Below are 24,940 nucleotides of genomic sequence, written 5' to 3' on the forward strand. Positions count from 1 at the left end.
TCCACTCTTTGGAGAGGCGGTCGCATGCGCCCACGGGGGTCGAACCCGCTGGCCTTCGGCGTACTCGGTGTTCTCGCCCTGGCGTTCGCCACGGTCGTGGTGATCGCCGGTCTGGCCGGTGAGGAGAAGTCCGAGGTCCCCGCCGGCCCCGGGACCGCACCGGTGGCGACGGGAGGCGCACCCCCTCGGCAGACGGGGGACACCGAGATCACCACGCCGGACTTCACCCCGCCGGAGAAGCTGGACCTCGGCTCGCTGGGCGGCGTCGAGATCGCGCCGGTCGCCGCGGCGCGGAACATGGCCGTCGACCTCCGCTACATGCGGCGCTCGGACACCACGGCCCGGCTCAAGCGCAACCCGCTGTACGGCACGGGCCTGATGCGCCGGACCACCTGCCGCGCCCCGCGGCCCTCGACCCAGCCCCGCGACATGCTGGCCTATCTCAACGCCGTCACCGGCTGCCTGGAGCGGGCGTGGTCGGCGAAGTTCTCCCAGGCCGGCGCGGTCTTCCTCCCGGCGCGCAAGGTCTACTGGTCCCGTCCCGGACGAGGCCCCTGCGGGACCTATCCCGACAACTCCGCCTCCGCCTACTACTGCCCGTCCAACCGGGGCATGTACATCGGCCTGAGCCATGTGATCGAGCAGAGCGGCGACGTCGACCCCGCCAGGAACCACGTGCCCTACCTGACCGTGCTCGCCCACGAGTACGCGCACCACGTGCAGAGCATGGCCGGTATCGGCGGAGCCTGGTGGTGGGAGGTCTCCAGCAAGTCCCGGGCCGCCCAGGACTCCCACTCCCGCCGTCACGAGCTCCAGGCGCAGTGCTTCGCCGGGGCCTTCGTCCGCACCGTACGGGAGCCGCTGGGCGTCACCGCCGCCCGCTGGCAGGAGGTGCTGCGGACGGAGTTCGGGCGCGGTGACGACCAGAACGGCAACCCCCGGCGCGACCACGGCAGCGGTGAGCACTACGCCGCCTGGCTCCACCAGGGATGGAAGTACGCCAGGATCGCCTACTGCAACACCTGGTCCGTCGGCCCCTCCGATGTGAGCTGACCCACCCTCGCCCCGTTCCCCCGCCTGGCCCCGGTGGGACGGGGCCCGGACCGTCACGGGCCGGCGGTGCCGCTCCGAGCCGGTGGAGCGGCCGCAGACGAGCGATGCCGTCGTGGTCGATGAGCCGCCCTGATCCGGGAGGGCCGGGCCGGAATCGCGGGTCCGATCGTGTTCGTGAGGCGGAGTCGCCACGGTCGGCGGCGGACATCTGCAATCATGTCGGGAGTCCGACGTTTCCCGAGGTGGCATGCGCGCGCCCGTACGTAGACGACCGTGGACGCTGGCGGTCGCGTTTCTTGTGGCGATTTCCTGCCTTATATCGGGATGCAGCCTTGGCGGTGGCGCGACCACGCCGCTGGCCGCCGGCACGGACCTCCCGGCCGCCTCACCGCGCCCGGCCCCGCTCGTCATGATCGTCGGCGACAGCTTCACGGTCGGATCGGGTCCCGTACGGGCATGGGACGGCTACGCGGCCAGGGTCGCGCGGGAGCTGGGCTGGCAGCTGATCACCGCGGGCGCCGCGGGAACGGGCTTCGTCAATCCCGGCCGGGTGGGCCGGACCTTCGAGGACTCCTTCGTCAAGGAGCTCTCCTGGCGCCCCGAGCCCAACATGTTGATCATCTCCGGCGGGCGCAACGACCGCCGGATCGGAGCCGCGAGGGTCGAGAACGCGGCCGTCCACCTGCTGGAGCTGGTCAGGCGGCGATGGCCGCACACCAGGATCGTGCTGGTCGGCCCGATCTGGATGACCAAGGCTCCCCGGTGGGCCTACGACGTGCGGGAGGCCGTCCTGCTCGCCGCCGACCGGCAGGAGGTGCCCTTCCTCGACCCGTTCGAACCCCTCGGCCCGCACGGCCGGGGCTGGGGTCGCGGAGCGGTCCTGCCCGACGGCGTCCACCCGACCCTCGCCGGCCACGTACGCCTCTCGCGCTGGATGGTCTCCGCGCTGCAGAAGTACGGCATCGAGGCGCGTCCTTCCTGAGGACACGGGACCGGTCGGCGGAAACGGCGCGCCGGGGGAAGGCCCGGGAAGCCCATGAGAGCTCGGGAAGCCCGGGAAGCCCGGGAACGGGTAGGCGTCGCGCTCGCCCGGCACCGTCTTCCGCCACCGGAGCCGAGCGGGGAAGCCCGTCCCCGGCCCGGTTCTCCCGGCCCTGTTCGCCGGCGCGGTCTTCATGGACCACATCCCTCGATAGCACATAAGGGACATTTCGCCATAAAGCTACCCTTAAGTGTTCGACGATCCCCATAAGCCGACAATCGTAGTGTAAAAGGACTGAATTATCGTTTATGGGAACAGAAGGCAGGAAAGTATGACAAGCGGGGATGGGTCATATCTATCCATCGCTAATGATTTCCGACTGATCCAGAAATATCGGAAATCGGGGTAATTGAACCTTTCGAGGGGAAAAGCAATGCCCAAGTTCAAGAGTGTTATCGCAGGGCTCGCGTTCAGTGTGGCGCTGACCGGCGGGGTCGTCGGAGTGGGTGCGGCGACCACCGTCGCGAGCGCCGCCACGACGACCACCGCCGTCACCGCCGCGGCCTTCCCGACCTGGGGCGGGGGTGGCTGCCGCCGCGGCTGTGGCGGCGGCTGGGGCGGCTGGGGACGGCACGGCGGAGGCGGCCGCCACCGCGTCAAGGTACGGATCAACAACCACAACAACAACAACAACTACCTGTCGAACAGGAACAGCAGCGGCGGCTTCGGGTTCGACGACTGACCGGATCTCCCGATCGCCGGAGCACGCTCGCGACCTGATCCGGGCGCGGCGCGGGGGAGTCCCGTGGCCGGTGTGAACCGGCCACGGGGCCGCGGCGAGACCGCCGGTGACGGCGGCCTCGCCGTCGGCGTACGGCCGCAGGGACGGCTCAGCCGAGCGTCTTGGCCACGTCCTGCCGCCGGTCGGCCGGCGCGGCGTCGATCGCGTGGGCGCGACCCCGCTCCTGCCCGGTGCCGGACCCCGAGGTTCCGAGGTCCGAACGTCGAGCGGGCCCCGGGAACCGCCGGGGTACGTCTAGGAGACGGTGGGGGTGGGCGGGGCGCCGGTGCCCGACCAGGTGCCGATGAAGCCGAAGACGACGGAGCCCCCGGCGGGGACGGATCCGTTCCAGGCGGCGTTGGTGAAGGTGAAGACCGGGGGAACAGCGGAGAGGGTGGAGCTCCACGCCTGGCCGATGTTCACGCCGGAGGGGTAGGTGAGGACGGTTCGCCAGTTGGTGACGGCCGAGGCACAGCGGACGGTGACCTCACCCTGGAAGCCGCCCTGCCAGAAGTTGCCCGTACGGTATGTCGAGGTGCAACCGCCCGGCGAGGTCGGGGTGGTCGTGAAGGTCGCCGCCGCCGAGGCGGCGGAGGTGTTCCCCGCCGCGTCGCGGGCGACGACGGTGACGCTGTACGCGGTCTGCGGGGTGAGCCCGGTCAGGGTGATCGAGTTGATCGCGGACGAACCGAGCTTGGTGGTCCCCCGGAAGACGTCGTAGCCCGTGACCGCGCGGTCGTCGGTGGAGACGGCCCAGGACAGCCGGGCGCCGGTCGAGGTGATGTCCGAGGCGACGGGGGTGCCGGGGCGGGTCGGCGCCTGGGTGTCGGGGGTGCCGGTGCCACCGTAGATCGTGGCCTCGACGGAGGTCTGCGCGATGCCGTTCGCCCCGTTGAACAGGCGCTGTCCCCAGGTGGTGAGCCTGGTGACGTCGAAGCTGGTCACCTGGTCGAGATACTCGACGCCGCCGCCGTTGCCGCTCCACGACCAGCCGAGGTAGCCGACCCCCCTGGCCTGCGCCTGGGCCATGATCGTGTCCTCGTCGGGGTTGCCGTCGGAGTGGTCGAAACCGAACTCGCCGATCACCAGCGGCAGTCCCGCCGTCTGGAACGCCTGCAGGTAGGAGGTGACCTCGGCGGCCGTGTCGAACACCCCGTACATGTGGACGGAGAAGACCGTGTTGCGCTGCGGGTCGGCGGCGGCGACCGTGGCCGCGTTGTCGCGCATGGTGAAGTTCCAGTCCTGGCCCCAGTTGGGCGCGTCCACCATGATCAGGTGCTGGAACCCGTTGCTCCGCAGCCGGGTGATCGCGGCCGAGGTGGCCTGGGTCCAGCCGGGGGTGGTCGCGTTGTTGCCGAAGGGCTCGTTGCCGATGTTGAGGACGACGTAGTCCTCCTGGCCGACGATCGCGTTCTTGACGCTGATCCAGTAGTCCACGGCCTGGTCGAGGGTGTACGCGCCGCTCTGCTCGCCGTACCCGGTGGTGTCATGGTTTTCCAGGACACAGATGAGCTTGTTCTGCTTGCAGAGCGAGACGACGTTCGCCACGTCGGCCGCGCCGTTGGCGGTCCACCGGCCGCCGCTGAGCACCACCCTGACGGTGTTCGCGCCCAGCGACTTGATGTCCGCGAACGAGCCGGTCTGGGTCGCGTACCAGGTGTGCGCGTGGCTGGTGCCCCGCATGACGAACGCGTTGCCGTTCGCCTCGAGGATCCGCGTGCCGCTCACGTGGAGACCCGTGGCGGCGTGGGCGGGCGGTACGGAGAGGAGGAACGGGAACAGGAGCGCCGCGAGCAGCGCCAGTCTGGTGCGCATGACCTACCTCGGTTGGGGGGGTGCCCGGCCGGGCGGAGGGGTCGTCGCGCCCGGCCGGGGCGATGAGGCGTCCGGGGAAGGAACGGACGCCTGGACGGCGGGGAGCGGGATGCCGGTTCGCTCCGCGGGCCAGTAGGGCGAGGGGGCCGGGGCGCTCCGCCGGCCCGTGGTGCGGGCCGGCGGAACGGGGGTCAGCCGGTGGTGCAGGTCACCGGGACGGGGACGCCGTTGGTGCCGTTCTGGGTCCCGGTGAAGCCGAAGGACGTCGAGGCGTTCGGGGCGAGCGTGCCGTTCCAGTTCAGGTTCCTGACCGACACGTCCGCTCCCGTCTGGGTGTGCGTGCCGCTCCAGAGCTGGCTGATCGTCTGGCCGTTGGGGAACCTCCAGGTCACCGTCCAGCCGTTGATCGCCGAGGTGCCCTCGTTCTTGACGGTGACCTCGCCCTGGAAGGCGCCCTGCCAGTCCCTGATGACCGTGTACGTGGCCGTGCAGCCGCCCGCCGGGGCGGTCGTCGTGGTGAACGCGGTGCTCTCGGAGGCGGTGGAGGAGTTGCCGGCCGCGTCCTTGGCCACCACGGACACGGTGTACGCCGTCGCCGGGGTGAGCCCGGTGAGGGTGTGGGAGGTGCCGGTGGCGGTGGCGACCTTGGTCGTTCCCCGGTAGACGTCGTAGCCGCTGACGCCCACGTTGTCGGTCGAGGCCGTCCAGGTCAGGGTGGCGCCGGTGGCGGTGATCGCCGAGACGGCGGGCTTGCCCGGCCGCGACGGCGCCTCGGTGTCGTCCTCCGGGGCGGTCGTCGTGGTGAACGCGGTGCTCTCGGAGGCGGTGGAGGAGTTGCCGGCCGCGTCCTTGGCCACCACGGACACGGTGTACGCCGTCGCCGGGGTGAGCCCGGTGAGGGTGTGGGAGGTGCCGGTGGCGGTGGCGACCTTGGTCGTTCCCCGGTAGACGTCGTAGCCGCTGACGCCCACGTTGTCGGTCGAGGCCGTCCAGGTCAGGGTGGCGCCGGTGGCGGTGATCGCCGAGACGGCGGGCTTGCCCGGCCGCGACGGCGCCACGGTGTCCACCGGCTCGTCGCCGGGCGGGTTGCCCCACACCTTCGTGGTGCCCGCGTAGACCGTCATGTTCTGCGCCCGCACCGGGGTCGCGCCCGGCGTGGTGGCGATGCCGGTGTACGACCAGTCGTTGGACGGGTCCCACGTCCCGGTGCTGGCGATGCGGAACTGCACCTCGCGCCGGTGCTGCGACTGCCCCGCCGGGGCGATCGAGGTGTTCGAGCAGTCGATGGTGACGTAGTAGGTCTTCCCGGACAGCAGGGTCGGCCCGGTCGGAGCCTTGCACTGGTTGTAGGCGGACGTCACGGAGACCTGGCTCGCGGTCGTGGTGCCGTCGAGGGTGAAGTAGTAGCGGAACGAGCCGTTGTCCAGCGGGCGGGCCGGCCAGGCCGACTGGTTCCGCACGATGGCCTTGATCTCGGTGAACGCCGAGCCGGAGGCGTTCACCCCGGCCTCCACGAAGATCTCGGGGCCGTCGGGGGTCTCCGCCACGGGGAAGTTCGCGGCGGGGGCTCCGCCGTACTCGCGGTAGAGGCGGGCGAGGGCGCTGGTGAAGCCCGCGTTGTAGTCGGTGGCGACCTCGTTCATCACGTAGTCGTCGCGCTTGTCGGTGTACTTGTCGTCGGGGTCGGGCGGGCCGCCGACGAGGGCGCCGTACAGGGTGTGGCGGGTCTCGACCGGGTTGGTCATCTGGTCGGTCCACGAGCCGTGCGCGGTGCGGTGGTGCGGGTTCTTCGGCGGGTTCGCGCCGAACCCGATCATGTACGAGGAGCTGCGCGGGTTGTCGCCGAGCGCGTAGTTGATCTGCCTGACCGCGAAGTCGTGATATCTCGCCTTACGGGTCGCGTCGGTGATCGAGTCCGAGTGGACCAGCGCCGCGAACGAGGTGTTGGCCGCGTAGCGCAGCGACCCCCACCGGTCGAGCACGGCCTGCCCGCCGGGCGAGTACCTCACCCGCTGCCCGTTGACCCCGACCGTCCAGAAGTCGAGCCAGCGGTTGGCGTCGTCGAGATACTTCTGCTTGCCGGTCAGCTTGTTCAGCAGCACGTAGGCGCCGTAGGACTTGTCGTCCCAGGCGATCGTCCACTTGTAGGACTTCGTGGTGGACTGCGGCTCGGTGCCGAGGTTGTCGTAGTACGACTCCGCCTTAGCCAGGTAGGAGGCGTCCTGGGTGGCCCGGTGCAGCCAGATCGCGCCCCAGACGAGCTCGTCGTTGTAGCCGCTCCACGACTGGTAGTACCCGGACGCGTCGGTGATGCAGTCGCTGTACTTCTTCCGCACGGTGTCGGCGAAGGTGTAGAGCTGCTTGGCGTGCGTCACCAGCGTGTCGGCGTAAGTCGGATTTGTCGGGCGGAAGACGATCGACGAGGCCGCCATCGCCGCCGCCGTCTCCCCGGCCAGGTCCGACCCCCCGCACGAGGCGTCGATCTTGTACGCGGGCCGCTCCATCTGCATCGCCTCGGCCGGGCCCCACCAGGCGTGGTCCTTGCCGCCGTTGCCGACCTGCCCGTACAGCACGTTCGCCGACGGGTGGGCCTTGATGAAGTAGTCGTTGACGAACTTGAGGTTGTTCAGCAGGTGGGTGAGCTGCCCGGAGGAGGCGTACGCGTCGCGGTACTCCACCGCGCCCCAGGCCAGCATCGTCGCGCTCGCCGCCATCGGCAGGCCGAACTTGACGTGGTCGCCCGCGTCGTACCAGCCGCCGGTCAGGTCGAGCCCGGCGTCCTGGCCGTCGCCGAGCCCGGACGGACCGCGCCAGCTGACGCGGTTCCAGCTCGGCAACGCCCCCGACTGCTGGGCCTCGTAGAACCAGATGGACTTCTGCAGCGCCTCGCCGTACGCGAAGGCGGGCGCCGCGGCCTGGGCGCCGGTGGCGGGCACCGTCACCGGCACGGCCGCCAGCGCCAGCAGCGCGAGCGCCGCCAAACTTCTCTTCATGGGGGGTGTGCCTCTCGGAGGTGGTGCTCGGGGCGTGGCAGCAGGTCAGGGGTGCCACCACGCCCCGAGGTCTCAGGGGGGTCGGGCCCGGGTCAGGTTCGGCCCGGGCTCGGGTCGGGCCCGGGTCCGGCCTGGGGGAGGGCCGGACCCGGGGGCGGGGGGTCAGGGGAAGAGGCGTCCGTACTCGGCGAGGGCGACGGCGACGTCCACCTGCGCCCAGAACCGGTGGTAGTTGAAGGACGGCGCGGGGCCGGTGCCCTTCAGGTAGGCGTCCACCTTCGGCCAGTCCGGGTCGTTCTTGTAGAAGGACCGGATGGACATGAAGGTCGAGCTGGAGTTGATCGTGTCGCCGTTGGGCATCTTGCCGGTCCAGCCCGGGGGCACGTAGACCGGGTCGTTGAGGCGGCTGTAGTCGGCCTTGGTCTCGGTGACCGACACGCCCTTGGCGTCCTGGTTGTTCCTCCACAGGCCGTCGAGCAGGCCCTTGGCGACCGTCTTGGCCGTGGCGTTGCCGGACTTGGCCGCGTAGTACATCAGCACCTTGGCGTACGAGCCCGCCACGCCCACGTCGGTCGTGTAGTCCCTGATGCTCACGTGCAGCCCGGAGTTGGTGCCGGGGTTGCTCGGGTTCCAGGTGTCGGGCTGGCCGGTCCACACCAGCGTCGAGGGGATCTGGTAGGTCCCGTCGGCGTTGATCGTGGTGTTGTCGGTGGCCCACTTGACCCACTTGTCCAGCACGATCTTGGCGTCGGCGTTGCCGGTCGCGTAGTACAGCTCCGCGACCCGCTCCATCGACCACGCCTGGAAGCCGAACCACTGGTTGGACGGCGGGTCGTGGTAGACCGGCTGCCAGTCGTAGGCCATCCCGTAGAAGGTGGGCAGCGTCGACGGCGGGGCCGCGTAGTGGCCCTGCCAGCTGTTGGTGGCGCCACCGGCGATCGCGCCCTCGGACGACTGCAGCCAGCGGTAGAACTCCATCTGCCGCTTGGTGCTGGTGGTCCAGTCCTGCACGGCGGTCGCGCCCTTGGGCTTGAGCGCGTCCACGCTGGACAGCACCCACGCGGCCATCGGGTTCTGGTAGCCGGAGTGGTTGTGGCTGGAGCCGATCCGCCAGGCCCAGCCGGCGGAGGTGTCGTAGGCGCCGCCCCAGGCGTAGTACCAGCTCAGCAGGTAGGCCGAGCTGTCCTTGCCGGTTCCGGCCGGGCACGAGGTGCTGGTGCAGCCCTGCTTCTTGAAGTACTTGTCGTACATCGCGTAGCGCAGGTAGTCGCCCATCTTCGCGGCCTTGGAGATCGTGGACGAGACCTGGGCCTCCTTGCCCTGCTCCTTGGCCCAGGTGTGCGCCCAGTAGGCGACCTGGACGGCGCGGGCGTCGGCGTCGGGGGCGTTGGTGTACTTCCACTGCTTGGCGTAGGAGCTGTCACCGGTGAACAGGTCCAGGAACCCGTTCGGGCCGCCGTGCTTGAAGGTGTCGCAGGAAGGCTGCGGGATGGTCTCGAAGACCGACTCCTCCGGGCCGCGCTGGTAGGTGTTGATGTAGGCGGGCTTGGTGGTGCCGTCGCCGCAGCGGCCGAAGCCGTAGGTGTTGTCCACGTCCAGCAGCCAGTGCATGCCGTAGACGTCGCTGGTGCCGTACGCCGTCTTGAGCTCGTTGGCGATCGGGTCGACGCCGACGCTCACGCCGCCGTCCAGCTTGGACGGGTACTGCTTGATGTCGTCCCACTCACCGGCGTACGTGGCGGGCTTGGACGGGTTGTAGTTGGCGTTGGTCGGCTGGTCGGCGGTGGCCGGGATGATGTACTTCTCCATCGAGGCCCAGGCCTCGTTGAACTTGGTCCAGTCGCCGGTCACCTTGCCGTAGGCCGCCTCCAGCCACAGGTAGTAGCTGTAGGCCTCGGAGGTGGTCTCGTGCCCGTGGTCCGGAGCCTCGACGAGGAAGGTCTCGACGGAGTGGTAGGGCACGCCCTGCGGCGAGAAGTAGCCGTTCGCCGGATCCTTGATCTTGTTGTACATCTCGGTGAAGCGCTGGATGTACTCGTTGTCGCCGCCGGTGGAGTCGTTGTCGACCTCGGTGGCGGTCGCCTTGGCCGCGGTGTGGCCGGTGGCGGTCGAGGTGAACTCGGCGCTGCCGGAGGCCTCGTCGGCGTCCTCCGCCGCCTCGACCCGTACCGTCTGGGCCGTGTTCCAGTTGGCGGTGGTGAAGGTGAGCGACGCGCCGGAGGAGACGGTCAGGTCGGTGTCGCCGCTCGTCCTCGCGGTCGCCACGGTGACGCTCGCGGACGGGGCCTTGGAGAGCTTGACCGAGAGGTTGGCCGAACCGCCCTCGGGGACGGCGATCGTAGCCGGGGTGACGACCACGGCGGGGGGCAGGTCGGCGGTGGAGGTGATCCCCACGGGGGCGGAGGTGGTGACCTCGCCCTTGTCGTCGGTGGCCTTCGCCGTGATGGAGTAGCTCCCGGCGGCGACGCCCGTCCAGTTGTAGGTGTACGGCGCGGTGGTGTCGGTACCCAGCAGCGTGGTGCCGTTGAAGAATTCGACCTTGGCGATGGTGCCGTCGCTGTCGGCCGCGTTGGCGGCGATCGGCACCGTCGCGGGCGCGGCGAAGGTGGCCCCGGCCGCCGGACTGGTGATGCTCACCGTGGGCGGCAGGTTGATGGGGGCGCCGCCGCAGGTGGTGCCGTTGACCGTGAAGGCGGTCGGCTTGGGGTTGGAGCCGGACCAGCTGCCGTTGAAACCGATGCTGGTCGAGGCGCCGGTGGCCAGGTTGCCGTTCCAGGCGAGGTTCCGGGCGGTGACGGCCTGGCCGCTCTGCGCCCAGGTGGCGCTCCAGCCCTGGGAGACCCGCTGGGTGGTCGTCGGGAAGTTGAACCCGAGGGTCCAGCCGGTCAGCGGGTCGCCCAGGTTCTTGATGGACACGTTGGCGGTGAAGCCGCCCTGCCAGTCGGTGGTGTTGTACGTCACGTCGCAGGAGACGGCGGCGAGGGCCGGGGAGGCTGCCAGGGCGGTGGTCGTCCCGGCCGCCAGGCTGAGCAGCGCCAGCGCGGCGATCCGCCTCCGGAAGCGTGGGAGCGCTCCCGCTTTACTGGGGAACAGATGCATGAAATGGGCCTCCGTGGGTGGGGATCGATGCGAAGTCGCTGGTGGTGGCACCGCATCGGATCAAGCAAGGGAGAGAGGGGGTGGGAGCGCTCCCATAAGGGATTCTGGAGACGGTGAACGGGATGTCAATGGCATGCGCCCCCGGTTACACCGATGTTTCGCGGCCCATGCCGCCAGGCTGCTGCGATCCGGAAGGCCTTTTTCGCGGGTCATGAAAGTTTCATGACTTTCGATCTTGCCAGCCGAGTGCTTGCTTGTGGATATGCGTTCTGGCCTTCACGGTCGCCGCGTTCCGTGCCCGCCGCGAGCGACGACGATCTGACCGAAATTTTGGATCGCGACTGATCTGCACGAGTGTGTCGCTCCTGCCGGTCCACCGGTGAGTCTGGTGGGATTCGTAAGTGACCCCCGCCATGTTCACCAGCGGGGTCGCGCCCTTCCGTCGGCAGGCGGCGTGCGGTCCCGGACGGCTCCACCCGGGGCCCGAGCCGAGGAGCGGTTGATGTTCCTGCACACCAAGCATTTGCAGTTCGAGGCCAAGCCGGAGAAGCCCGACCCGGTCTACGCCCACAAGCTCCAGGAACTGCTCGGCGGCGCCTACGGCGAGATGACCGTCACCATGCAGTACCTGATGCAGGGCTGGAACTGCCGGATGTCCGGCAAGTACAAGGATCTGATCATGGACATCGCGACCGAGGAGATCGGTCATGTCGAGATGATCGCCACCATGATCGCCCGCCTCCTGGAGGGGGCGCCCGCCACCGCGACCACGAAGATGGCCGCCGCCGACCCCGTTGTCGGTGCCGTGCTGGGCGGCATGGACCTCCAGCAGGCCATCGTCTCCGGAGGCGGTCCCCTGCTGGCCGACAGCAACGGCTACCCCTGGAACGGCCGCTACATCGTGGCCAGCGGCAACCTGCTGGCCGACTTCCGCGCCAACGTCGCCGCCGAGGCCCAGGGCCGCCTGCAGACCGCGCGGCTCTACCACATGACCGACGACCCGGGCGTGCGCGACATGCTCAAGTTCAACCTGGCCCGCGACACCCTGCACCAGAACATGTGGCTGAAGGCCATCGAGGAACTCCAGGCCGACGGCCTGGAGGACGTCGTCGTCCCGGACGACCTGTTCGACGAGGAGTACGCCGAGCACGCCTCGGCGATCTGGGACCTGTCGGAGGGAACCGAGGGGACGCTGGGGGGCTGGGCGTCCGGCCCGCAGCCGGACGGTCGTCACGAGTTCTCCTACCTCCTCGATCCCCGGCCGCTCGGCGGTCCCGCCACCGCGCCGCCGCCCGACCCCAAGCTGTACGCCACCTACGACGGCAGCATGGGCGAGCCGGCCGGTCCGGCCCTCGGCACCGAGGTCGGCCCCCTGGGCAAGCTCAAGGACAAGCTCACCTGACCCGCACGCGGCGCCCGCCGGCGGCTCGCCCCACCGGCCGCCGGCCGGTGGGGCGGATTCACAGTTCTCCGGCCCGTCCTGTCAGCGCGCGTGGCGATGCTGCCGGAATCGTGGGTGGTGACGCTTGCGTTCGCGGTGCTTCGGCCCGAACAGGGTGTAGCTGCGCGGACGCTTCACGGCGTCCCGGCCCTTTCCGCCGTCGCCGGCGGTGGCGGCGGGAGCGGCCGGACTCGCCGGCGGCGCCGGGCAGACGCCCTTGGGGCCGACGGGCACGGTCAGCACCGATGAGGCGCTGGGCTCCAGCCGGTTCGTGCCCGCGAAGGCCGCCACGAACTCATGGGTGCGCAACGGGATCTTGTTCACGATCAGTTTCGCGTGGCCGGTGGCGTCCGATGGGATCTGTTCCTGGCGTACCCCGTTGGCGAAGAAATCGACCGGCCCGGCAGGGGGGACCGCCCCCGAGGCCGTGACGGTCGCGACAAGGGTGAGGTGACCCGGCGCTCCCGGATCGCAGAACGCGGCCAGCTTGGTGGCGGTCTTCCGCTGCGGCACGACCGCGCAGGCGGATCGTGTGACGGTGGTGGTGTCCAGATTGACGGTGCCCATGTGGGCCAGGAGACGGCCGTTCACGGTCGTGCCACTGGCCGCGGTGATCGAGGTCAGCGCGAGGACGGTCCCGGCGAAGCGGGAGCCGGCCCCCAGCGAGGCCGAACCGCCGACCTGCCAGATGACGTTGCACGCCTGGGCGCCGTTGACGAGCCGCACCGTGCTGGCGGGCGCGGTGGTCAGAGCGGGAGCCCTGAGGACGAAGAGGGCGTTCGGATCCCCCCGCCCGTCGAGGGTCAGCTCCCCGCCGATCTGGAAGGCGCCCGAGATGGAGTTGTAGACGCCCGGCGCCACCGTGGTCCCGCCGAGCTGCGCGGGGAGGGAGGCGGTGCCGGGCCGCCTCGCCGCGTTGGCGTAGGCGGCGGCCAGGTCGTCCTGGGCCTGTTCGGCGACGGAGTCGTCCAGGTAGACGGCGCCGACCACGACGCCCGGCGGGAATCCGGCGGTCGCCGAGCCCGGGCTCACCCCGACCTCGCCGGTGACGACGGTGGCCCCGGTGCCGGAGACGGTCGTCCCCGCCAGGACCGCGAAGTCCGCGGCCGCGCCGAGCGTCACCGGTACCGGTACCGGCGCGCCCGCCGTGCCCGCGGTACCCGCCGTGCCTGTCGTGTGCGCCGCGCTCGCCACGCGCGGTGTCGTGGCGACGCAGCCCAGCGCGACCGCGACCGTCACTGCTCCTGCCAGCCAGGAACGGACGGTATTTCGCGAAACGATATGGGAGTGACCAATGACTGTCACGGTTCCATCCTTTTCTTTTGGTATTTCTCCGTCCAGGCGCATTGCCGATGATGCGCCGTTTTTCCGAGACTACTGATCGGCGGTGTCGTGGTTGCCGTACGACATGCGGCTTGCTTTGTCGCGTTACTTATTCGTGGACAAATGAAAATGCGGGCATGTTGTTGTTTTTGGCGATATTCGGTGGGATGTCGTTCCGCCGGCCGCGGCTCGGTGGCGTTCGCGGGTCCGTTTCCACGACGAGAGGGCGTGCCGCCTGGCGGCACGCCCTCGATGGTCTCGAACGCGGGAAGGCCGGACATGGACGGTCCCGGGGGTGACGCGCGGACCGGCGATGAGCCTGCCCGCCACCCTCGACGTGCACACCGCGCTCAGCGTGGCGCCGGTGTCGGTGACCGTCGTTCCCGCCAGGACCGCGTGGTCCACGGTCGTGTCGAGCGGGGGCGCCGTCGCCGGGCTCGCCGGGCTCGCCGTACGCGGTGTCGCGGTGTCGCGGCGACACGGCGACACGGCGACACGGCCCGGCGCGACCGCGACGGTCAGGACCCCGGCCGGGAACGGACGGTATTTCGCGGAACGATATGGGGGTGACCAATGACTGTCACGGTTCCATCCTTTTCTTTTGGTATTTCTCCGTCCAGGCGTATTGCCGATGATATGCCGTTTTTCTGGCCCCGCTGGTCGGCGGTGTCGTATCTGTTATGCGACATGCGGGATGTTTTGTTGCGTAGTTATCAAGGCATATAAGAGAGATATGGCTATGTTGCTGTTTGTGGGGGTACCCGGGATATTCCGGCGGGGACGGATCCGGCGGCGAGGGCGGCGTCCGCACGACGAAGGGCCGCGTCCTTGTTTCGGCCGCGGTTCACACCACGAGAGGGCGTGCCGCTCGGCGGCACGCCCTCGACGGTTCCGTGGAACGGGGAGTCGGGGATCAGGTGCAGGTGATCCCGGACGCGCCGGGGGTGGAGGGCCCGTTGGCGGTGAATCCGACGACGACGGACTGACCCGCCGCGAGGTTGGCCGCGTGGCTCGGGGCCTTCGCGGTGAAGGTGGTCCCGCTCTGCGTGACGGTGGCGTTCCAGCCGCTGCCGAGCGTCACCCCCGACGGCAGGGTCCAGCTCACCGACCAGTTGTTCCAGGCCGAGGTCCCGGTGTTCTTCACGGTCAGCGCGGCCTGGAAGCCTCCCTGCCAGGAGTTCGTGAGCGCGTACGACGTCTCGCAGGCCGTGGTCCCCGGGGTCGGCGTGGGGGTCGGGGTGGGGGTCGGGGTGGACGTGCCGCCGCCGACCGGCGGGATCAGGTACGGCTGGAGGATGTCCTGCTTGTCCTGGTTGATGGAGGTCCAGTCATCCTTGGCGATGCCCCCGGTGTCACCCGAGTTGGGATTCCACGACCAGTAGGTGAACGACATCCCGTTCACCCCGGTGCCCAGATACTTCATCAGCTCCTGGAGCCAGACCTTGTCCACCGCGGCCTGCATGGTGGTCCCGAACTCGCCGAGCATGATGGGGGCGATGTTCTGCTTGTAGAGGTAGCCCCAGTACTTGTCCCAGATCGCGGGCATGTTCGCCGGATAGTTCGGCGCGTCGAACCACGTCTGGCGGTAGACCGAGGTGGCGTAGTCGTGCGGCGAGTAGACGAGCCGGTTGGCCACGTTCAGCCGCACCGGGAACTCCCCGGCCTTCGACAGGTTGCCGCCCCACCAGCCGCAGTCCTCGTCGTTGCTCGGGTCGTTGTCCCAGACGTTCGACAGGCCACCGCTCGGGCAGCTCACGCCCTCGACGAAGATCAGCCAGTTGGGGTTGACCGACAGCACCGCGTTGCCCGCCCGCTCGGCGGCCAGCCGCCAGTCGCGAGCGGTGTCCCCGCAGCCCCAGCACGCCCCGGTGGCGGCCGGATTGGTGCCCTCGGCGTGCGGCTCGTTGTGCAGGTCGGCGCCGATGACGGTGGTGTTGCCCGCGTACCGCTGGGCGAGCGCCTTCCAGTCGTTGATCCAGGTGCTCTCCGGTGTCGCGGCGACGTACCACAGCGGCGACTGCCCGGCCGCGGTCGGCCGGTGCCGGTCCAGGATGATCCGCATGCCCTTGCTTCCGGCGTACGCGATGACCTTGTCGAGGATCTGCAGCGGGCTGTCGCCGACCAGGTCCGGGTTGACGAAGTCGTTCACGCCGCTGGCCACCGCGCCGGGCTTGAGGGCGTCGTTGGAGAACGGCACGCGAAGGGTGTTGTAACCGAGCGAGGCCATCTTGTCGATCTGGCCTCTCCACGGGTTGCTCGACCACAACCCGTGGAAGGTCTTGTTGTCGGTCTCCATGCCGAACCAGTTGATGCCGGTCAACCGGACGGTCGCGCCCGTGCTGTCAACGATCTTGTTACCGGAGGTGCGCAGGTAGCCGGTGCCGGTTCCGCCCGCGGCACCGGCCGGGGAGGAGCCGAGCGCGACCGCCAGCGCCGAGGTGACCACGAGCGCCGCGAGCGCCGCCGGCCACCTGCGAACACGCAGGACTTTCATCAAGGGCCCTTCGAGGACGGGATCTGTACGCGAGGGGAGGGCCCCCGCGATCGAGAGGTGCGGCCGGTCGCGCTCGCCATGGTTCGGCGCCCACCCCGGTCCCGTCAACCGCCGCCGGGATCGCCGGCGCCTTTCCACGGCGGCCGCGACCCCTCCCATCTCGCCCTGTGCGGCGATCGCCCCGCCGGGCACGAGGTGAAAGTTTCACCGGCCGGTGTGGCGGGTGGCGGGAGGGACGGGCATGCCCGCGGGAGGCTCGGCGTTCGACGGGCCGGCGGGAATCGCGCACCGCACGGCCCGGCCGCCGGCTTCGAGACCGCGAACCCCGGCGGCCGGAACCCGGGCCCCCTCCACCCGAGGATTCGAGGGGGCCCGGTCGTGTGTTTCGTCCTTCCAGCCGGTCGGCTCCCTAGCCGGTCAACGCGACCGACACGAGCAGGAGCTGAGCCTCCAGAGCGTGGCGGAAGTCGTCGGGCAGCGAGCCCTCCCGGTGGCGGTCAGCGATCTTTCCCCGGATCGGGGCGAGGTCGCGGGAGCCCCAGACGCTGTTGGCCAGCACCTGCCGCAGGTCCAGGGCCACGTCCGGGCGGATCCTGCCCTCGTCCTCCCCCCTGGCCAGCACCGCGTTGAAGCGCCGCACGCTCTGGTTGAGATTGGGGGTGGAGAAGGGGATCGTCTCCACCCCCGGTGCGGATTCCGCCGCGTACCCGCCCCGCTTGGGGGCGGGGCCGGACGGAGAGGGACTGGGGCGTGGCGTCGTGCCCGGTTCGGGATAGGCGGTGGTGGGGTCGAGGACCGTGGGCGGTGCCGTCCCCCGACCCGGTGGAGCTGCCACCTGTTCCTCGTAGGAGCCGGAGATCCGGCTCCACACCAGGAGACCCGCGAGCAGCGCCGCCACCGTCGCGACCACCGTCCAGCCCACCAGCCCGTGCGCGCGCGTCCAGTGGACCGGGGACGTGGCCGGGGGCCTGAGGGCCGCGGCCAGGTCGTCGGCCACCTCCTGCGCCTTCGGCCTGGCCTCGGGCCGGTGCGACAGGCAGACCTGGCAGAGCGCGCTGATCCGCGCGGGCATGCCCGGCACCTCCGCCACCGGCGGCGGTCCCTCCCGGCGGACGTTCTCGATCTCCTCCCAGGTCCGTTCCGGGTACGGGGGATCGCCGGTGAGCATCTCGAACAGCAGCACGCCCAGCGCGTAGACGTCACTCGCCGGGTCCGCGACCGTGCCGGTGAGCCGCTCGGGCGCCACGTAGGGAGGGGTCCCGTAGTCGGAGGCCCGGTCGTCGGCGTCCTCCCCGATGAACGCCGCGATGCCGAAGTCGAGCAGCTTGGCGCCCGCCGAGGTCAGCAGCACGTTCTCGGCGGTGACGTCCCGGTGCACGATGCCCCGCTCGTGGGCGGCGGCCAGCACGGTGGCCAGCCTGGCGGCGATCGTCGCAGCCTCCGCCCACGGCAGCGGGCCCTCGTTGATCCGGTCCGACAGCGGGCGCCCCTCCAGCAGACGCATGACGACGTACGCGGCCAGGCGACCGTGCGAGGTCACGGTCTCCCCGTAGTCGTAGACCTCGATCGCGTCGGGGTGGATGAGGCGCGCGGTGGCACGCGCCTCCCTGCGGATCAGCTCGCGCTCCCCCAGGTCGACGCCCAGCTCGCCGTCGAGCAGCTTGACGGCGACCATCCGCTGGAGCGACTGGTCGAAGGCGCGCCAGATGACGCTCATGCCACCCCACGCGATCCGCTCCAGCAACAGGTACCTGCGGGTGAGCACGTCCCCCGCGCGAAGCCCGACCTGGTCAGGCGGACTCACGGACCACCAGCTCAGTGGGGAGGACGGGATTGTCACGGGGAGCACCGGCCGAGCTCATCGAGAGCAGCAGCAGCCGGGTGGCGAGCGCGGCGAACTCCTCCACCGGCTGGCGGACGGTGGTGAGCGTGGGGGAGGTCCGCCGGGCGGCGGGGGCGTCGTCGAACCCGATGACGGCCACGTCCTCCGGCACCCGGCGGCCGGCCCGGCGCAGGGTCTGCAGCGCGGCGGCCGCCATCACGTCGGAGGCGGCGAAGACCGCGTCGACGTGCGGCATCCTGCGCAGCAGCCACTGCATGCCGTGCACTCCCGACGTGTGGCTGAAGTCGCCGTACGCGACCGGCACGCCGGTCATCCCGGCCAGGGAGAGGGTCTGCATGAACCCTTCGAGCCGGTCGCGGGCGGCCGGAAGGGCCGGTGGACCCGCGATGACGCCGATGGACCTCCGGCCGCCGAGCAGCAGGTGTTCCGCCGCCTGCCGGCCTCCGTCGCGGTTGTCCATGTCGACGTGGGGGAGGTCGATGCCGTCCGGGGGACGGCCCGCACTCCGTACCGGAATGCCCGAGGCGGCCAGGGTCACCACGAGCGGATGCCTGTCACGTGCGCCGATCAGCAGGACGCCGTCGATGCCTCCGGCGACGAGCGGCGGTGTGGCGATGGTGGAGGTGGCCGCCGTGGCGGTCATCACGGCGAGTGGCACGCCGTGCCCGGTGAGGACCTCCTCCGCAGCCGTGATCATCCGCGCGTAGAACGGCTCGGTGAAGAGCCGGTGCGCGGGTTCGCAGACCACGATGGCCACGACCTGGTCGGATCGGCGACCGGAGCCGCCCCGGGGAGCGCGATGTCTTACGTAACCGAGACGCGATATTGCGTCATGCACCTGCCTACGAGTCGACGTGCTGACTCTGACTGAACCGGTGAGTACCCGGGACGCTGTGGCGGGGGAGACCCCTGCCTCTGCGGCGACCTGGGCAAGTGTGGGTAGATCGGTCATAACTTCCTCCACACCAAGATCCTGCACAGGTGGGAGCGCTCCCAGTGAACCTAGCATTGTTTCGGAAGTGTCAAAAGATGTTTCCGAAAAATCACCATGTGTATGTCAAATTTCCCTGACAACCCAGTCAGGGGCAAGTATCGCCATGATTACGGAGTCATACCATTCCCCGTTTAGACGCAGAGCGTCACGGCAGACGCCCTCCTGGACGAAGCCGATCTTGCGGTAGACGTGCGCTGCCCGCTCGTTGAAGGCGTAAACCTCCAGGGCCACCCGGTGCAGCGGCGTGGTGCGGAAGACGTGGTCGAGGGTGAGCCGGATCGCCTCGGTGCCGTACCCCCTGCCGTACGCCCGGGGGCCGATCAGCGCGATGCGCAGGTTGCAGGAGAGGTTGTCGGCGTCGAGCTCGTTGAGCACGATCTCGCCCACGTAGGCGTCGTCCCCGGCGGTGCAGATCGCCAGGTCCAGCCGGTCGCCGTGCTCGCCCCGCGAGCCGTACCAGGCCTTGAGCCCCTCGTAGTCGGGTTTGCCGTGCGAACCGGTCAGCCGGACGGTCTCGGGGTCGTTGACCAGCTCCCAGAGGCCGTCCACGTGCTCGGGACCGACCGGCCGGAGCGTCACGTGCTCTCCGGCGAGCGTGGGCTTGCGCGCGAACATCATCCGGTGTGTCTACCGGCCGGAACCTCGCCGGGCAACCCGGTTTTCCCGAGTCGTCCACGGGGCCCGCGCGAAACGACGGGCCGGGACCGGTTCACCAGGGTCCGTACGGCCCCTGGTTGCCCCCGCCCTTGCCGATCTCCCGCACGGCGGGGCGCACGTCGGCCAGGTAGATGCCCGAGGCGATGACGGACGCGATCGTGAAGATGCTCAGCACCTGGAGGTACTGCACCGCGGCGGCGAAGCCGAACAGGGCCGCCAGCCCGAGGATGACCAGCCACAGGTTCTTGGTCTGCTTGCCGGTGACCGCGAACGCCCGTGCCGGGGTCTTCACCGCGTGCACGAGCGCCCAGCCCGACAGCGCGAACACTCCGACGGCCAGGATCCAGAAGACCAGGTCCAGGGCACCGTGGATTTCGATCATCGTCTCTCCAGAACGTTCGCCTCGCCGGTCTCCCTCAGCCTAATGCCGAAAGCCCCGTTCGCGTCGTCCTCGGCCCGTACCGGCCGACCTCGGCGGCCCGTTCTCGCGCCCGCTCGTGCCGGCCCGCTTCCCCGCCCTCGCCGGGCGCGGGCCCTCGAACGTCGAAGGCCCGCACCGGAGACGACGCCGGGGCGGGCCGTGGAACCGGAGTCCGCGAGGGACTCGCTCAGCCCTTGGGCGGGGTGGACCTGCCGCTGGTGGTGGACCTGCCGCTGGTGGTGGACCTGCCGGTCGTGGTGGACCTGCCGGTCGCGGGCTTCGAGGCGCGGGTGCCCTTCCTGGGCGTCCGGGCGGAGGCGATCGCGGGCTCGGCGGCCTCGGAGACCTCCTCCAGCTCCAGGGCGATCTCGCCGCTGGTCTTGGAGACGACCTTGCGGCCGCGGTTGGCGAACTCCTCGTAGAGCTCGTTGGCCCGGCCCGCGATCTGGTCGGCGTAGTCGCGCGCCTTCACGGGGAAGTCCTTGGCGTATCCCTCGGCCTTGCCGGCGAGCTGCCTGGCCCTCTCCGGGAGGTCCTTCGCGGCCTCGCGGATCTCCTCGCGGCGGCCCTGCAGCCTATGGATCTGCTCGGGAAGCTCGAGGAGCTTCTCGACGGCGAAGTCGCCGGCCCCGGCGACGGCGTAGAACGGCTTGGACTCGGCCAGCTTCTTGACTTCGGCGGTGATGGGCATGGGTTAACCTTCCTTGGTTTCCTCGGTGATGTGGCCGTTGCTCGGGGGGACCGCGTAGGGCTTCAACGCGGTGAGGTATTCCCCGGGGAGCGGCGCCTCGCCGTCAGGCGAGGAGTCCGCGTCACCCCGCCGGGGCTCCGGTGCGAGACGTGCTTTCTGGGAGGTCTGCGCGTCGTCGTCCGGGGCCTCGGCCTGCTGGTTCTCCTTGCGGAACGACTCGTAGATGTCGATCAGCACCTGGCGCTGGCGCTCGGTGATGAGGTGGTCGGCCCTGATCGCGGTCAGCACGTCGCTGTCCGGCTCGCGCTCCTCGATGAGGCCCGCCTGGACGTAGAGTGCCTGCGACGAGATGTGCAGGCCCTTGGCGATCTGGTTCAGGATCTCGGCGCTGGGCTTGCGCAGCCCGCGCTCGATCTGGCTCAGGTAGGGGTTGGAGACCCCCGCCGCCGCGGCGAGCTGTCGCAGGGAGATCTTCGCGTGCGTGCGCTGCTCGCGGATGTACTCACCGATCGAGCCGACCTTGGGTAGTGCCATGGGTCGAGTCTGCCGCATCGTGCTTGCTATTGCAAACGGGTTGGCTAACACTTGCAAGCACTTTGGGGTGAGTTTGGCTATAGACGGACGAATCCGGCCGGAACTCCAGGGTGAGACCCGGGTTCGGTATGCGGGCCGGTCGCATCTTCAAGGCGGTTCAACGCGGCATCTTCAAGGCGGGTCGACGCGGCACCGGCTCCGGCGGGGCCCGGTGCGGGCCCGCCACGGGCCTCGGCGCGGGTCTCAGTACGGGACCAGCCAGAGCAGCGGTGCCGACGACGTCAGGGCGACGGAGAAGGCGACGATGGCGTAGCGGATCCCGCGTGGCAGGACCGGGATCGGGTTCACCAGGCGCTCGACCCTCGCCATCACGGCGGCGGTGGAGTTCGCGGCGCCCAGCGCGCCGTGCGGGGCCGGGACGGCGCCCGCGGTGCCGAAGCGCAGCAGGGCGGTCGCCAGGCGGCGCGCGGAGCAGCAGCGGCGGGCGACGTCGTCGGCGGCCATCTCCACGAGCAGGCCGACCTCGCTCTGCGCGTCCTTGACCACGCGCGACCAGGGCAGCGCCCGGCGCAACGCGGCGAAGGGCAGCAGCACCAGGTCGTGCCGCTCGCGCACGTGGGCGGCCTCGTGGGCGAGCACCGCGCTCAGCTCGTCGGCGGAGAGCAGCTTGAGCGCCCCCTCGCTGACCACCACCTGGGAGCGCAGGCCGGGCACGCAGTAGGCGGTGGCGCCCGGGTGGTCGAGCACCCGCACGCCGGGGACCACCGGGTCCTCCCTGGCGATCAGGGCGAGCAGGGTGCGGTGGCGGTGGCGGGCGCGGAACGTCTGCGCGCCCGCGGCGAGAAGCACCAGGATCAGCACGGCCAGCGCGGTGAGCCCGGCGGCGAGCGCGACGATCCTCGGCAGCTCGTACGGCTGGGGGAACCCGCGTCCGCCGGCGAGCGAGGAGGCCGCGAACTCGCGCAGTCCGTGCAGCACGCCCTCGTCATAGGGCTTCAGCGCGTAACCGAGCAGGGCGCCCGTCCCGGCCAGGCCCCAGGTGACCCCCAGCGCCTGCCACAGGACGATGGCCACGTGCGGAGCGCGGTAGGTCCACCGCGCCCGGGTGAAGCGCCAGGCGCCGACCGCGCAGACCAGGGCGAGCGTCGCCAGGGCTGCCGCGGTCATCTACTCGTCCTCCAGCTCCTCCAGGTCCGTCAGGGCCCTGCGCAGGATGTCGGCTTCGGTGCCGGTGACGGCCTGGGCGAACCGGGTGAGGGCCGCCGACCGGTCACCGGTCATATCCAGCGCTTCCAGCATAAGCTCCGCGACGTAGGCGTCGCGGCTCTCCGCCGGTGCGTACCGCCACGCGCGCCCGTCCCGGGTGCGGAGCAGGAACCCCTTGCGGGTGAGCCGGTCGAGCACGGTCATCACGGTGGTGGGCGCCAGGTCGCGGTCGGCGATCAGACGCCCGACCTCCCGCGCCGTCACGGGAGATGGCTGTGCCCAGATGATGTCCATGATGCTGCGTTCAAGCTCGCCGAGACCCTTCACGCATCCAAGCCTAACTCCCGCACCACGAGGGGTAGTACTACGGGTTGTCGAGTGACGTGCGTCACAGCTGTTTGACCATGTAGATCTCGTCCCGGTCGTCCCCCGGAGCGAGGCGGATCGCCCGCGGGATCCGGCCGACCTCCACGTATCCCAGCCGGCCGTAGAAGCCCTCGGTCCCGGTGCCGCCGCGGACCGTAAGGTGCAGCGCCTCCACGCCCAGGCCGCGGGCGGCGTCGTCGGCGGCGCGCATGAGCAGCGTCCCGTAGCCCTTGCCCTGGTGCTTGGGATCGACCATCACGCGCCACACCCAGCGCCAGTGCGCCCGCAGCCACGACTTCCCGTCGCCCAGGACCAGCCAGCACGCCACCCTGCCCTCCGTGTCGAACCCGACGAGCAGATGGTCGGGGTCGTCGCGGGTGGCGTCGCAGGCGGCGAAGGTGGCGGTCGCCGTCTCCAGGATGTCGTCTGAGGTGACCGGGGGGACGAAGCCGACCGACCCTCCGGCGTTGACCACCTCGGTCCAGCACTCGACGAGCTCGCCGGTGAGCGCCGGGGTGAGTTCGGGGTCCACCACGAACCGCAGTTCTGCCATACGCGGACTTTACCAAATATATGTAAACAACTTAGGGTTGCCTTACCAACGTTTCGAGGTCACCTCGGGGCGACCGCGGCCCAGGGAAGGGTGATCTCGCCGAGCCGCCAGCGCGCCCGGCCGCCCAGCGGCGGGTGCCCGGCCAGCGGCCAGGTCCCGGCGAGCGTCTCGGCGGCGGCGATCCAGCGCTGCCGGGAGCCGTACGAGCTCAGGGGGGCGTTGACGGCCCAGGCCCGGTCGAAGTCGCGCAGGAAGGCATGGACGGGCTCGCCGGGGACGTTGCGGTGGATGAGCGTCTTGGGCAGCCGGTCGGCCAGGTCCGAGGGGCGCTCGAAGGCGTCGAAGCGGGCCGAGAGGGTGAGCGTCCGGGGCCCCGAGCGGTCGAGCCCGGCCCAGACCGCGCGGTGGCCCACCTCCGAGCAGGTGCCCTCGACGATCACCCCGCCCGGCGCGAGCCGTTCGGAGAGCATCGCCCAGTACTCCCACGCCTGCGCCTCCCCGTACTGCCGCAGCACGTTGAACGCCCTGACCAGCAGGGGCGGCCGCGCCACCGGCAGCTCGAAACCGCCCAGCGTGAACGACAGTCCCGGACGCTCGTACGGCTTGGCCGCCGCCACCCTGGCCGGGTCGATCTCGACGCCGACGACCTCGACCGAGGGGCAGACCGCGCGCAGCCGCAGGAACATCTCCAGGGTCGTGGTGTGCGAGGCCCCGTACCCCAGGTCGACCACCAGCGGGCGGACGGCGGAGCGCAGCAGGCGGCCGTGCGCGGCGACGACCCAGCGGTCGGCCCGCCGCAGGCGGTTGTGCCCGGTCGTCCCCCTGGTGATCGCTCCTATCGGCTTCTCCGTTGGCCTCCGCACGATCAGACGCGGTGGACCTTGTGCTGGGCGGCCTGGGCCCGGGGGCGGATGACGAGGCGGTCGATGTTCACGTGGGCCGGGCGGGTCACGCACCAGGCGATGGCGTCGGCCACGTCGTCGGCGGAGAGCGGGTCGGGCACGCCCTCGTAGACCCGCCCGGCGGCGGCCGAGTCGCCGCGGAAGCGGTTCAGCGAGAACTCCTCGGTGTGGACCATCCCGGGGGCGACCTCGACGATCCTGACCGGCTGACCGACCAGTTCCAGCCTGAGTACCTCGGTCATCGAGGTCTGCGCGTGCTTGGCCGCGTTGTAGCCGCCGCCGCCCTCGTACGAGACGAGCCCGGCCACCGAGGTCAGCATCAGCAGCACGCCGTCGCCCGACTCGATCAGCCTGGGCAGCAGCGCCTGGGTCATGCGGAGCGTGCCGATCACGTTGACGTCGTACATCCGCTGCCAGTCGGCGACCTTCCCGCTCGCCACGGGCTCCAGGCCGATCGCGCCCCCGGCGTTGTTCACCAGCACGTCGCAGCGCTCGAGCGAGGCGGCCAGCTCGTCCACCGACTCCTGTGACGTCACGTCCAGGGTGACCGGGCGGATGCCGGGCACCTCGGCGGCCAGCTCGTCGAGCCGCTCCCTGCGCCGCGCCGCGGCCACCACCTCGAAGCCCTCGGCGGCGAGCCTGCGGGCCGTCGCCTCGCCGATCCCGCTGCTGGCCCCTGTCACCACAGCTGTCCTCTTCATGGACCCCCATCCTGCCAGGAAGCACCGGGGCCGCCCCGCCCGGACCTGGCGCGGCTATGTGTCGGGAATGTTGCTGATTTTTCCATGGTTG

The 24,940-nt window shown here is 70.4% G+C and carries 21 protein-coding genes; 5 read left to right on the plus strand and 16 right to left on the minus strand.

Annotated features, from left to right (window positions below):
* The first annotated feature begins 24 nt into the window (after nt 1–24).
* The 3 genes from ACVCAG_RS16670 (at nt 25) to ACVCAG_RS16680 (ending at nt 2,777) form a co-directional block, all read left to right on the plus strand.
* The gene (locus tag ACVCAG_RS16670; RefSeq protein ID WP_440082738.1) at nt 25–1,053 is read left to right on the plus strand and encodes a neutral zinc metallopeptidase; all 1,029 of its coding nucleotides are present in this window, start codon (nt 25–27) and stop codon (nt 1,051–1,053) included.
* Nucleotides 1,054–1,462: 409 nt separating this feature from the next.
* The gene (locus ACVCAG_RS16675) at nt 1,463–2,035 is read left to right on the plus strand and encodes an SGNH/GDSL hydrolase family protein (RefSeq protein WP_447189997.1); all 573 of its coding nucleotides are present in this window, start codon (nt 1,463–1,465) and stop codon (nt 2,033–2,035) included.
* 433 nt (nt 2,036–2,468) lie between these two features.
* Entirely contained in the window at nt 2,469–2,777 is a 309-nt protein-coding gene (locus ACVCAG_RS16680) for a hypothetical protein (protein ID WP_440082740.1), read from the plus strand.
* Nucleotides 2,778–3,071: 294 nt separating this feature from the next.
* Here the strand turns inward: ACVCAG_RS16680 and ACVCAG_RS16685 are convergent, their stop codons facing one another.
* From ACVCAG_RS16685 to ACVCAG_RS16695, 3 genes are all read right to left on the minus strand, one after another.
* Nucleotides 3,072–4,631, minus strand: coding sequence for a cellulase family glycosylhydrolase (locus ACVCAG_RS16685; protein ID WP_447189998.1), 1,560 nt, complete (start codon nt 4,629–4,631; stop codon nt 3,072–3,074).
* A 191-nt stretch (nt 4,632–4,822) separates the two neighbouring features.
* Nucleotides 4,823–7,624 carry a glycoside hydrolase family 9 protein gene (locus tag ACVCAG_RS16690; RefSeq protein ID WP_440082742.1) on the minus strand — a complete coding sequence of 934 codons (2,802 nt, stop codon included), beginning with the start codon at nt 7,622–7,624 and terminating at the stop codon, nt 4,823–4,825.
* A 162-nt stretch (nt 7,625–7,786) separates the two neighbouring features.
* The gene (locus ACVCAG_RS16695; protein ID WP_440082743.1) at nt 7,787–10,723 is read right to left on the minus strand and encodes a glycoside hydrolase family 48 protein; all 2,937 of its coding nucleotides are present in this window, start codon (nt 10,721–10,723) and stop codon (nt 7,787–7,789) included.
* Nucleotides 10,724–11,225: 502 nt separating this feature from the next.
* Here ACVCAG_RS16695 and ACVCAG_RS16700 point away from each other — a divergent pair.
* A complete protein-coding gene (locus ACVCAG_RS16700) occupies nt 11,226–12,125 on the plus strand; it encodes a manganese catalase family protein (RefSeq protein WP_447189999.1) in 900 nt (299 codons plus the stop codon).
* Nucleotides 12,126–12,206: 81 nt separating this feature from the next.
* On the opposite strand, the gene ACVCAG_RS16705 is transcribed toward ACVCAG_RS16700, so the two are convergent.
* The gene (locus tag ACVCAG_RS16705; RefSeq protein ID WP_440082745.1) at nt 12,207–13,403 is read right to left on the minus strand and encodes an ice-binding family protein; all 1,197 of its coding nucleotides are present in this window, start codon (nt 13,401–13,403) and stop codon (nt 12,207–12,209) included.
* A gap of 379 nt (nt 13,404–13,782) precedes the next feature.
* Here ACVCAG_RS16705 and ACVCAG_RS16710 point away from each other — a divergent pair, with 379 nt between their 5' ends.
* Nucleotides 13,783–14,064: a hypothetical protein gene (locus ACVCAG_RS16710; protein ID WP_447190000.1), complete on the plus strand. Its 282-nt coding sequence runs from the start codon at nt 13,783–13,785 to the stop codon at nt 14,062–14,064.
* Between the two features lie 336 nt (nt 14,065–14,400).
* On the opposite strand, the gene ACVCAG_RS16715 is transcribed toward ACVCAG_RS16710, so the two are convergent.
* From ACVCAG_RS16715 to ACVCAG_RS16770, 12 genes are all read right to left on the minus strand, one after another.
* Entirely contained in the window at nt 14,401–15,981 is a 1,581-nt protein-coding gene (locus ACVCAG_RS16715; protein WP_440082747.1) for a cellulase family glycosylhydrolase, read from the minus strand.
* A 409-nt stretch (nt 15,982–16,390) separates the two neighbouring features.
* The gene (locus ACVCAG_RS16720; RefSeq protein ID WP_440082748.1) at nt 16,391–17,785 is read right to left on the minus strand and encodes a protein kinase domain-containing protein; all 1,395 of its coding nucleotides are present in this window, start codon (nt 17,783–17,785) and stop codon (nt 16,391–16,393) included.
* On the minus strand, nt 17,772–18,833 hold the full coding sequence (locus ACVCAG_RS16725; protein ID WP_440082749.1) for a substrate-binding domain-containing protein: 1,062 nt from the start codon (nt 18,831–18,833) through the stop codon (nt 17,772–17,774). Before ACVCAG_RS16725 ends, ACVCAG_RS16720 begins: the two co-directional genes overlap by 14 nt.
* Nucleotides 18,834–18,881: 48 nt before the next feature.
* Nucleotides 18,882–19,436, minus strand: coding sequence for a GNAT family N-acetyltransferase (locus ACVCAG_RS16730; RefSeq protein ID WP_440070413.1), 555 nt, complete (start codon nt 19,434–19,436; stop codon nt 18,882–18,884).
* A 91-nt stretch (nt 19,437–19,527) separates the two neighbouring features.
* Complete coding sequence (locus tag ACVCAG_RS16735; protein WP_447190001.1) at nt 19,528–19,857, minus strand: DUF2516 family protein; 330 nt, start codon at nt 19,855–19,857, stop codon at nt 19,528–19,530.
* Between the two features lie 226 nt (nt 19,858–20,083).
* The gene (locus ACVCAG_RS16740; RefSeq protein ID WP_447190002.1) at nt 20,084–20,587 is read right to left on the minus strand and encodes a hypothetical protein; all 504 of its coding nucleotides are present in this window, start codon (nt 20,585–20,587) and stop codon (nt 20,084–20,086) included.
* A gap of 3 nt (nt 20,588–20,590) precedes the next feature.
* On the minus strand, nt 20,591–21,121 hold the full coding sequence (locus tag ACVCAG_RS16745) for a helix-turn-helix domain-containing protein (RefSeq protein ID WP_440082752.1): 531 nt from the start codon (nt 21,119–21,121) through the stop codon (nt 20,591–20,593).
* Nucleotides 21,122–21,364: 243 nt separating this feature from the next.
* Complete coding sequence (locus ACVCAG_RS16750; protein ID WP_447190003.1) at nt 21,365–22,288, minus strand: M56 family metallopeptidase; 924 nt, start codon at nt 22,286–22,288, stop codon at nt 21,365–21,367.
* Nucleotides 22,289–22,654 carry a BlaI/MecI/CopY family transcriptional regulator gene (locus ACVCAG_RS16755; RefSeq protein WP_362678251.1) on the minus strand — a complete coding sequence of 122 codons (366 nt, stop codon included), beginning with the start codon at nt 22,652–22,654 and terminating at the stop codon, nt 22,289–22,291.
* Nucleotides 22,655–22,715: 61 nt separating this feature from the next.
* Entirely contained in the window at nt 22,716–23,246 is a 531-nt protein-coding gene (locus ACVCAG_RS16760) for a GNAT family N-acetyltransferase (RefSeq protein ID WP_440082754.1), read from the minus strand.
* A 59-nt stretch (nt 23,247–23,305) separates the two neighbouring features.
* Nucleotides 23,306–24,109 (minus strand): class I SAM-dependent methyltransferase, encoded by an 804-nt coding sequence (locus ACVCAG_RS16765; RefSeq protein ID WP_440082755.1) that lies wholly within the window; start codon nt 24,107–24,109, stop codon nt 23,306–23,308.
* 2 nt (nt 24,110–24,111) lie between these two features.
* On the minus strand, nt 24,112–24,849 hold the full coding sequence (locus tag ACVCAG_RS16770) for an SDR family NAD(P)-dependent oxidoreductase (protein ID WP_440082756.1): 738 nt from the start codon (nt 24,847–24,849) through the stop codon (nt 24,112–24,114).
* Between the last annotated feature and the right edge of the window lie 91 nt (nt 24,850–24,940).

This window comes from Streptosporangium sp. G12 (genome assembly GCF_052983175.1).

Bases quoted from the DNA above. Each gene is read 5' to 3' on its own strand.
- ACVCAG_RS16670 (WP_440082738.1), top strand. From the start codon at position 25: ATGCGCCCACGGGGGTCGAACCCGCTGGCCTTCGGCGTACTCGGTGTT.
- ACVCAG_RS16675 (WP_447189997.1), top strand. From the start codon at position 1,463: ATGATCGTCGGCGACAGCTTCACGGTCGGATCGGGTCCCGTACGGGCA.
- ACVCAG_RS16680 (WP_440082740.1), top strand. From the start codon at position 2,469: ATGCCCAAGTTCAAGAGTGTTATCGCAGGGCTCGCGTTCAGTGTGGCG.
- ACVCAG_RS16685 (WP_447189998.1), bottom strand. From the start codon at position 4,631: ATGCGCACCAGACTGGCGCTGCTCGCGGCGCTCCTGTTCCCGTTCCTC.
- ACVCAG_RS16690 (WP_440082742.1), bottom strand. From the start codon at position 7,624: ATGAAGAGAAGTTTGGCGGCGCTCGCGCTGCTGGCGCTGGCGGCCGTG.
- ACVCAG_RS16695 (WP_440082743.1), bottom strand. From the start codon at position 10,723: ATGCATCTGTTCCCCAGTAAAGCGGGAGCGCTCCCACGCTTCCGGAGG.
- ACVCAG_RS16700 (WP_447189999.1), top strand. From the start codon at position 11,226: ATGTTCCTGCACACCAAGCATTTGCAGTTCGAGGCCAAGCCGGAGAAG.
- ACVCAG_RS16715 (WP_440082747.1), bottom strand. From the start codon at position 15,981: ATGAAAGTCCTGCGTGTTCGCAGGTGGCCGGCGGCGCTCGCGGCGCTC.
- ACVCAG_RS16725 (WP_440082749.1), bottom strand. From the start codon at position 18,833: ATGCTAGGTTCACTGGGAGCGCTCCCACCTGTGCAGGATCTTGGTGTG.
- ACVCAG_RS16730 (WP_440070413.1), bottom strand. From the start codon at position 19,436: ATGATGTTCGCGCGCAAGCCCACGCTCGCCGGAGAGCACGTGACGCTC.
- ACVCAG_RS16735 (WP_447190001.1), bottom strand. From the start codon at position 19,857: ATGATCGAAATCCACGGTGCCCTGGACCTGGTCTTCTGGATCCTGGCC.
- ACVCAG_RS16740 (WP_447190002.1), bottom strand. From the start codon at position 20,587: ATGCCCATCACCGCCGAAGTCAAGAAGCTGGCCGAGTCCAAGCCGTTC.
- ACVCAG_RS16745 (WP_440082752.1), bottom strand. From the start codon at position 21,121: ATGGCACTACCCAAGGTCGGCTCGATCGGTGAGTACATCCGCGAGCAG.
- ACVCAG_RS16750 (WP_447190003.1), bottom strand. From the start codon at position 22,288: ATGACCGCGGCAGCCCTGGCGACGCTCGCCCTGGTCTGCGCGGTCGGC.
- ACVCAG_RS16760 (WP_440082754.1), bottom strand. From the start codon at position 23,246: ATGGCAGAACTGCGGTTCGTGGTGGACCCCGAACTCACCCCGGCGCTC.
- ACVCAG_RS16770 (WP_440082756.1), bottom strand. From the start codon at position 24,849: ATGAAGAGGACAGCTGTGGTGACAGGGGCCAGCAGCGGGATCGGCGAG.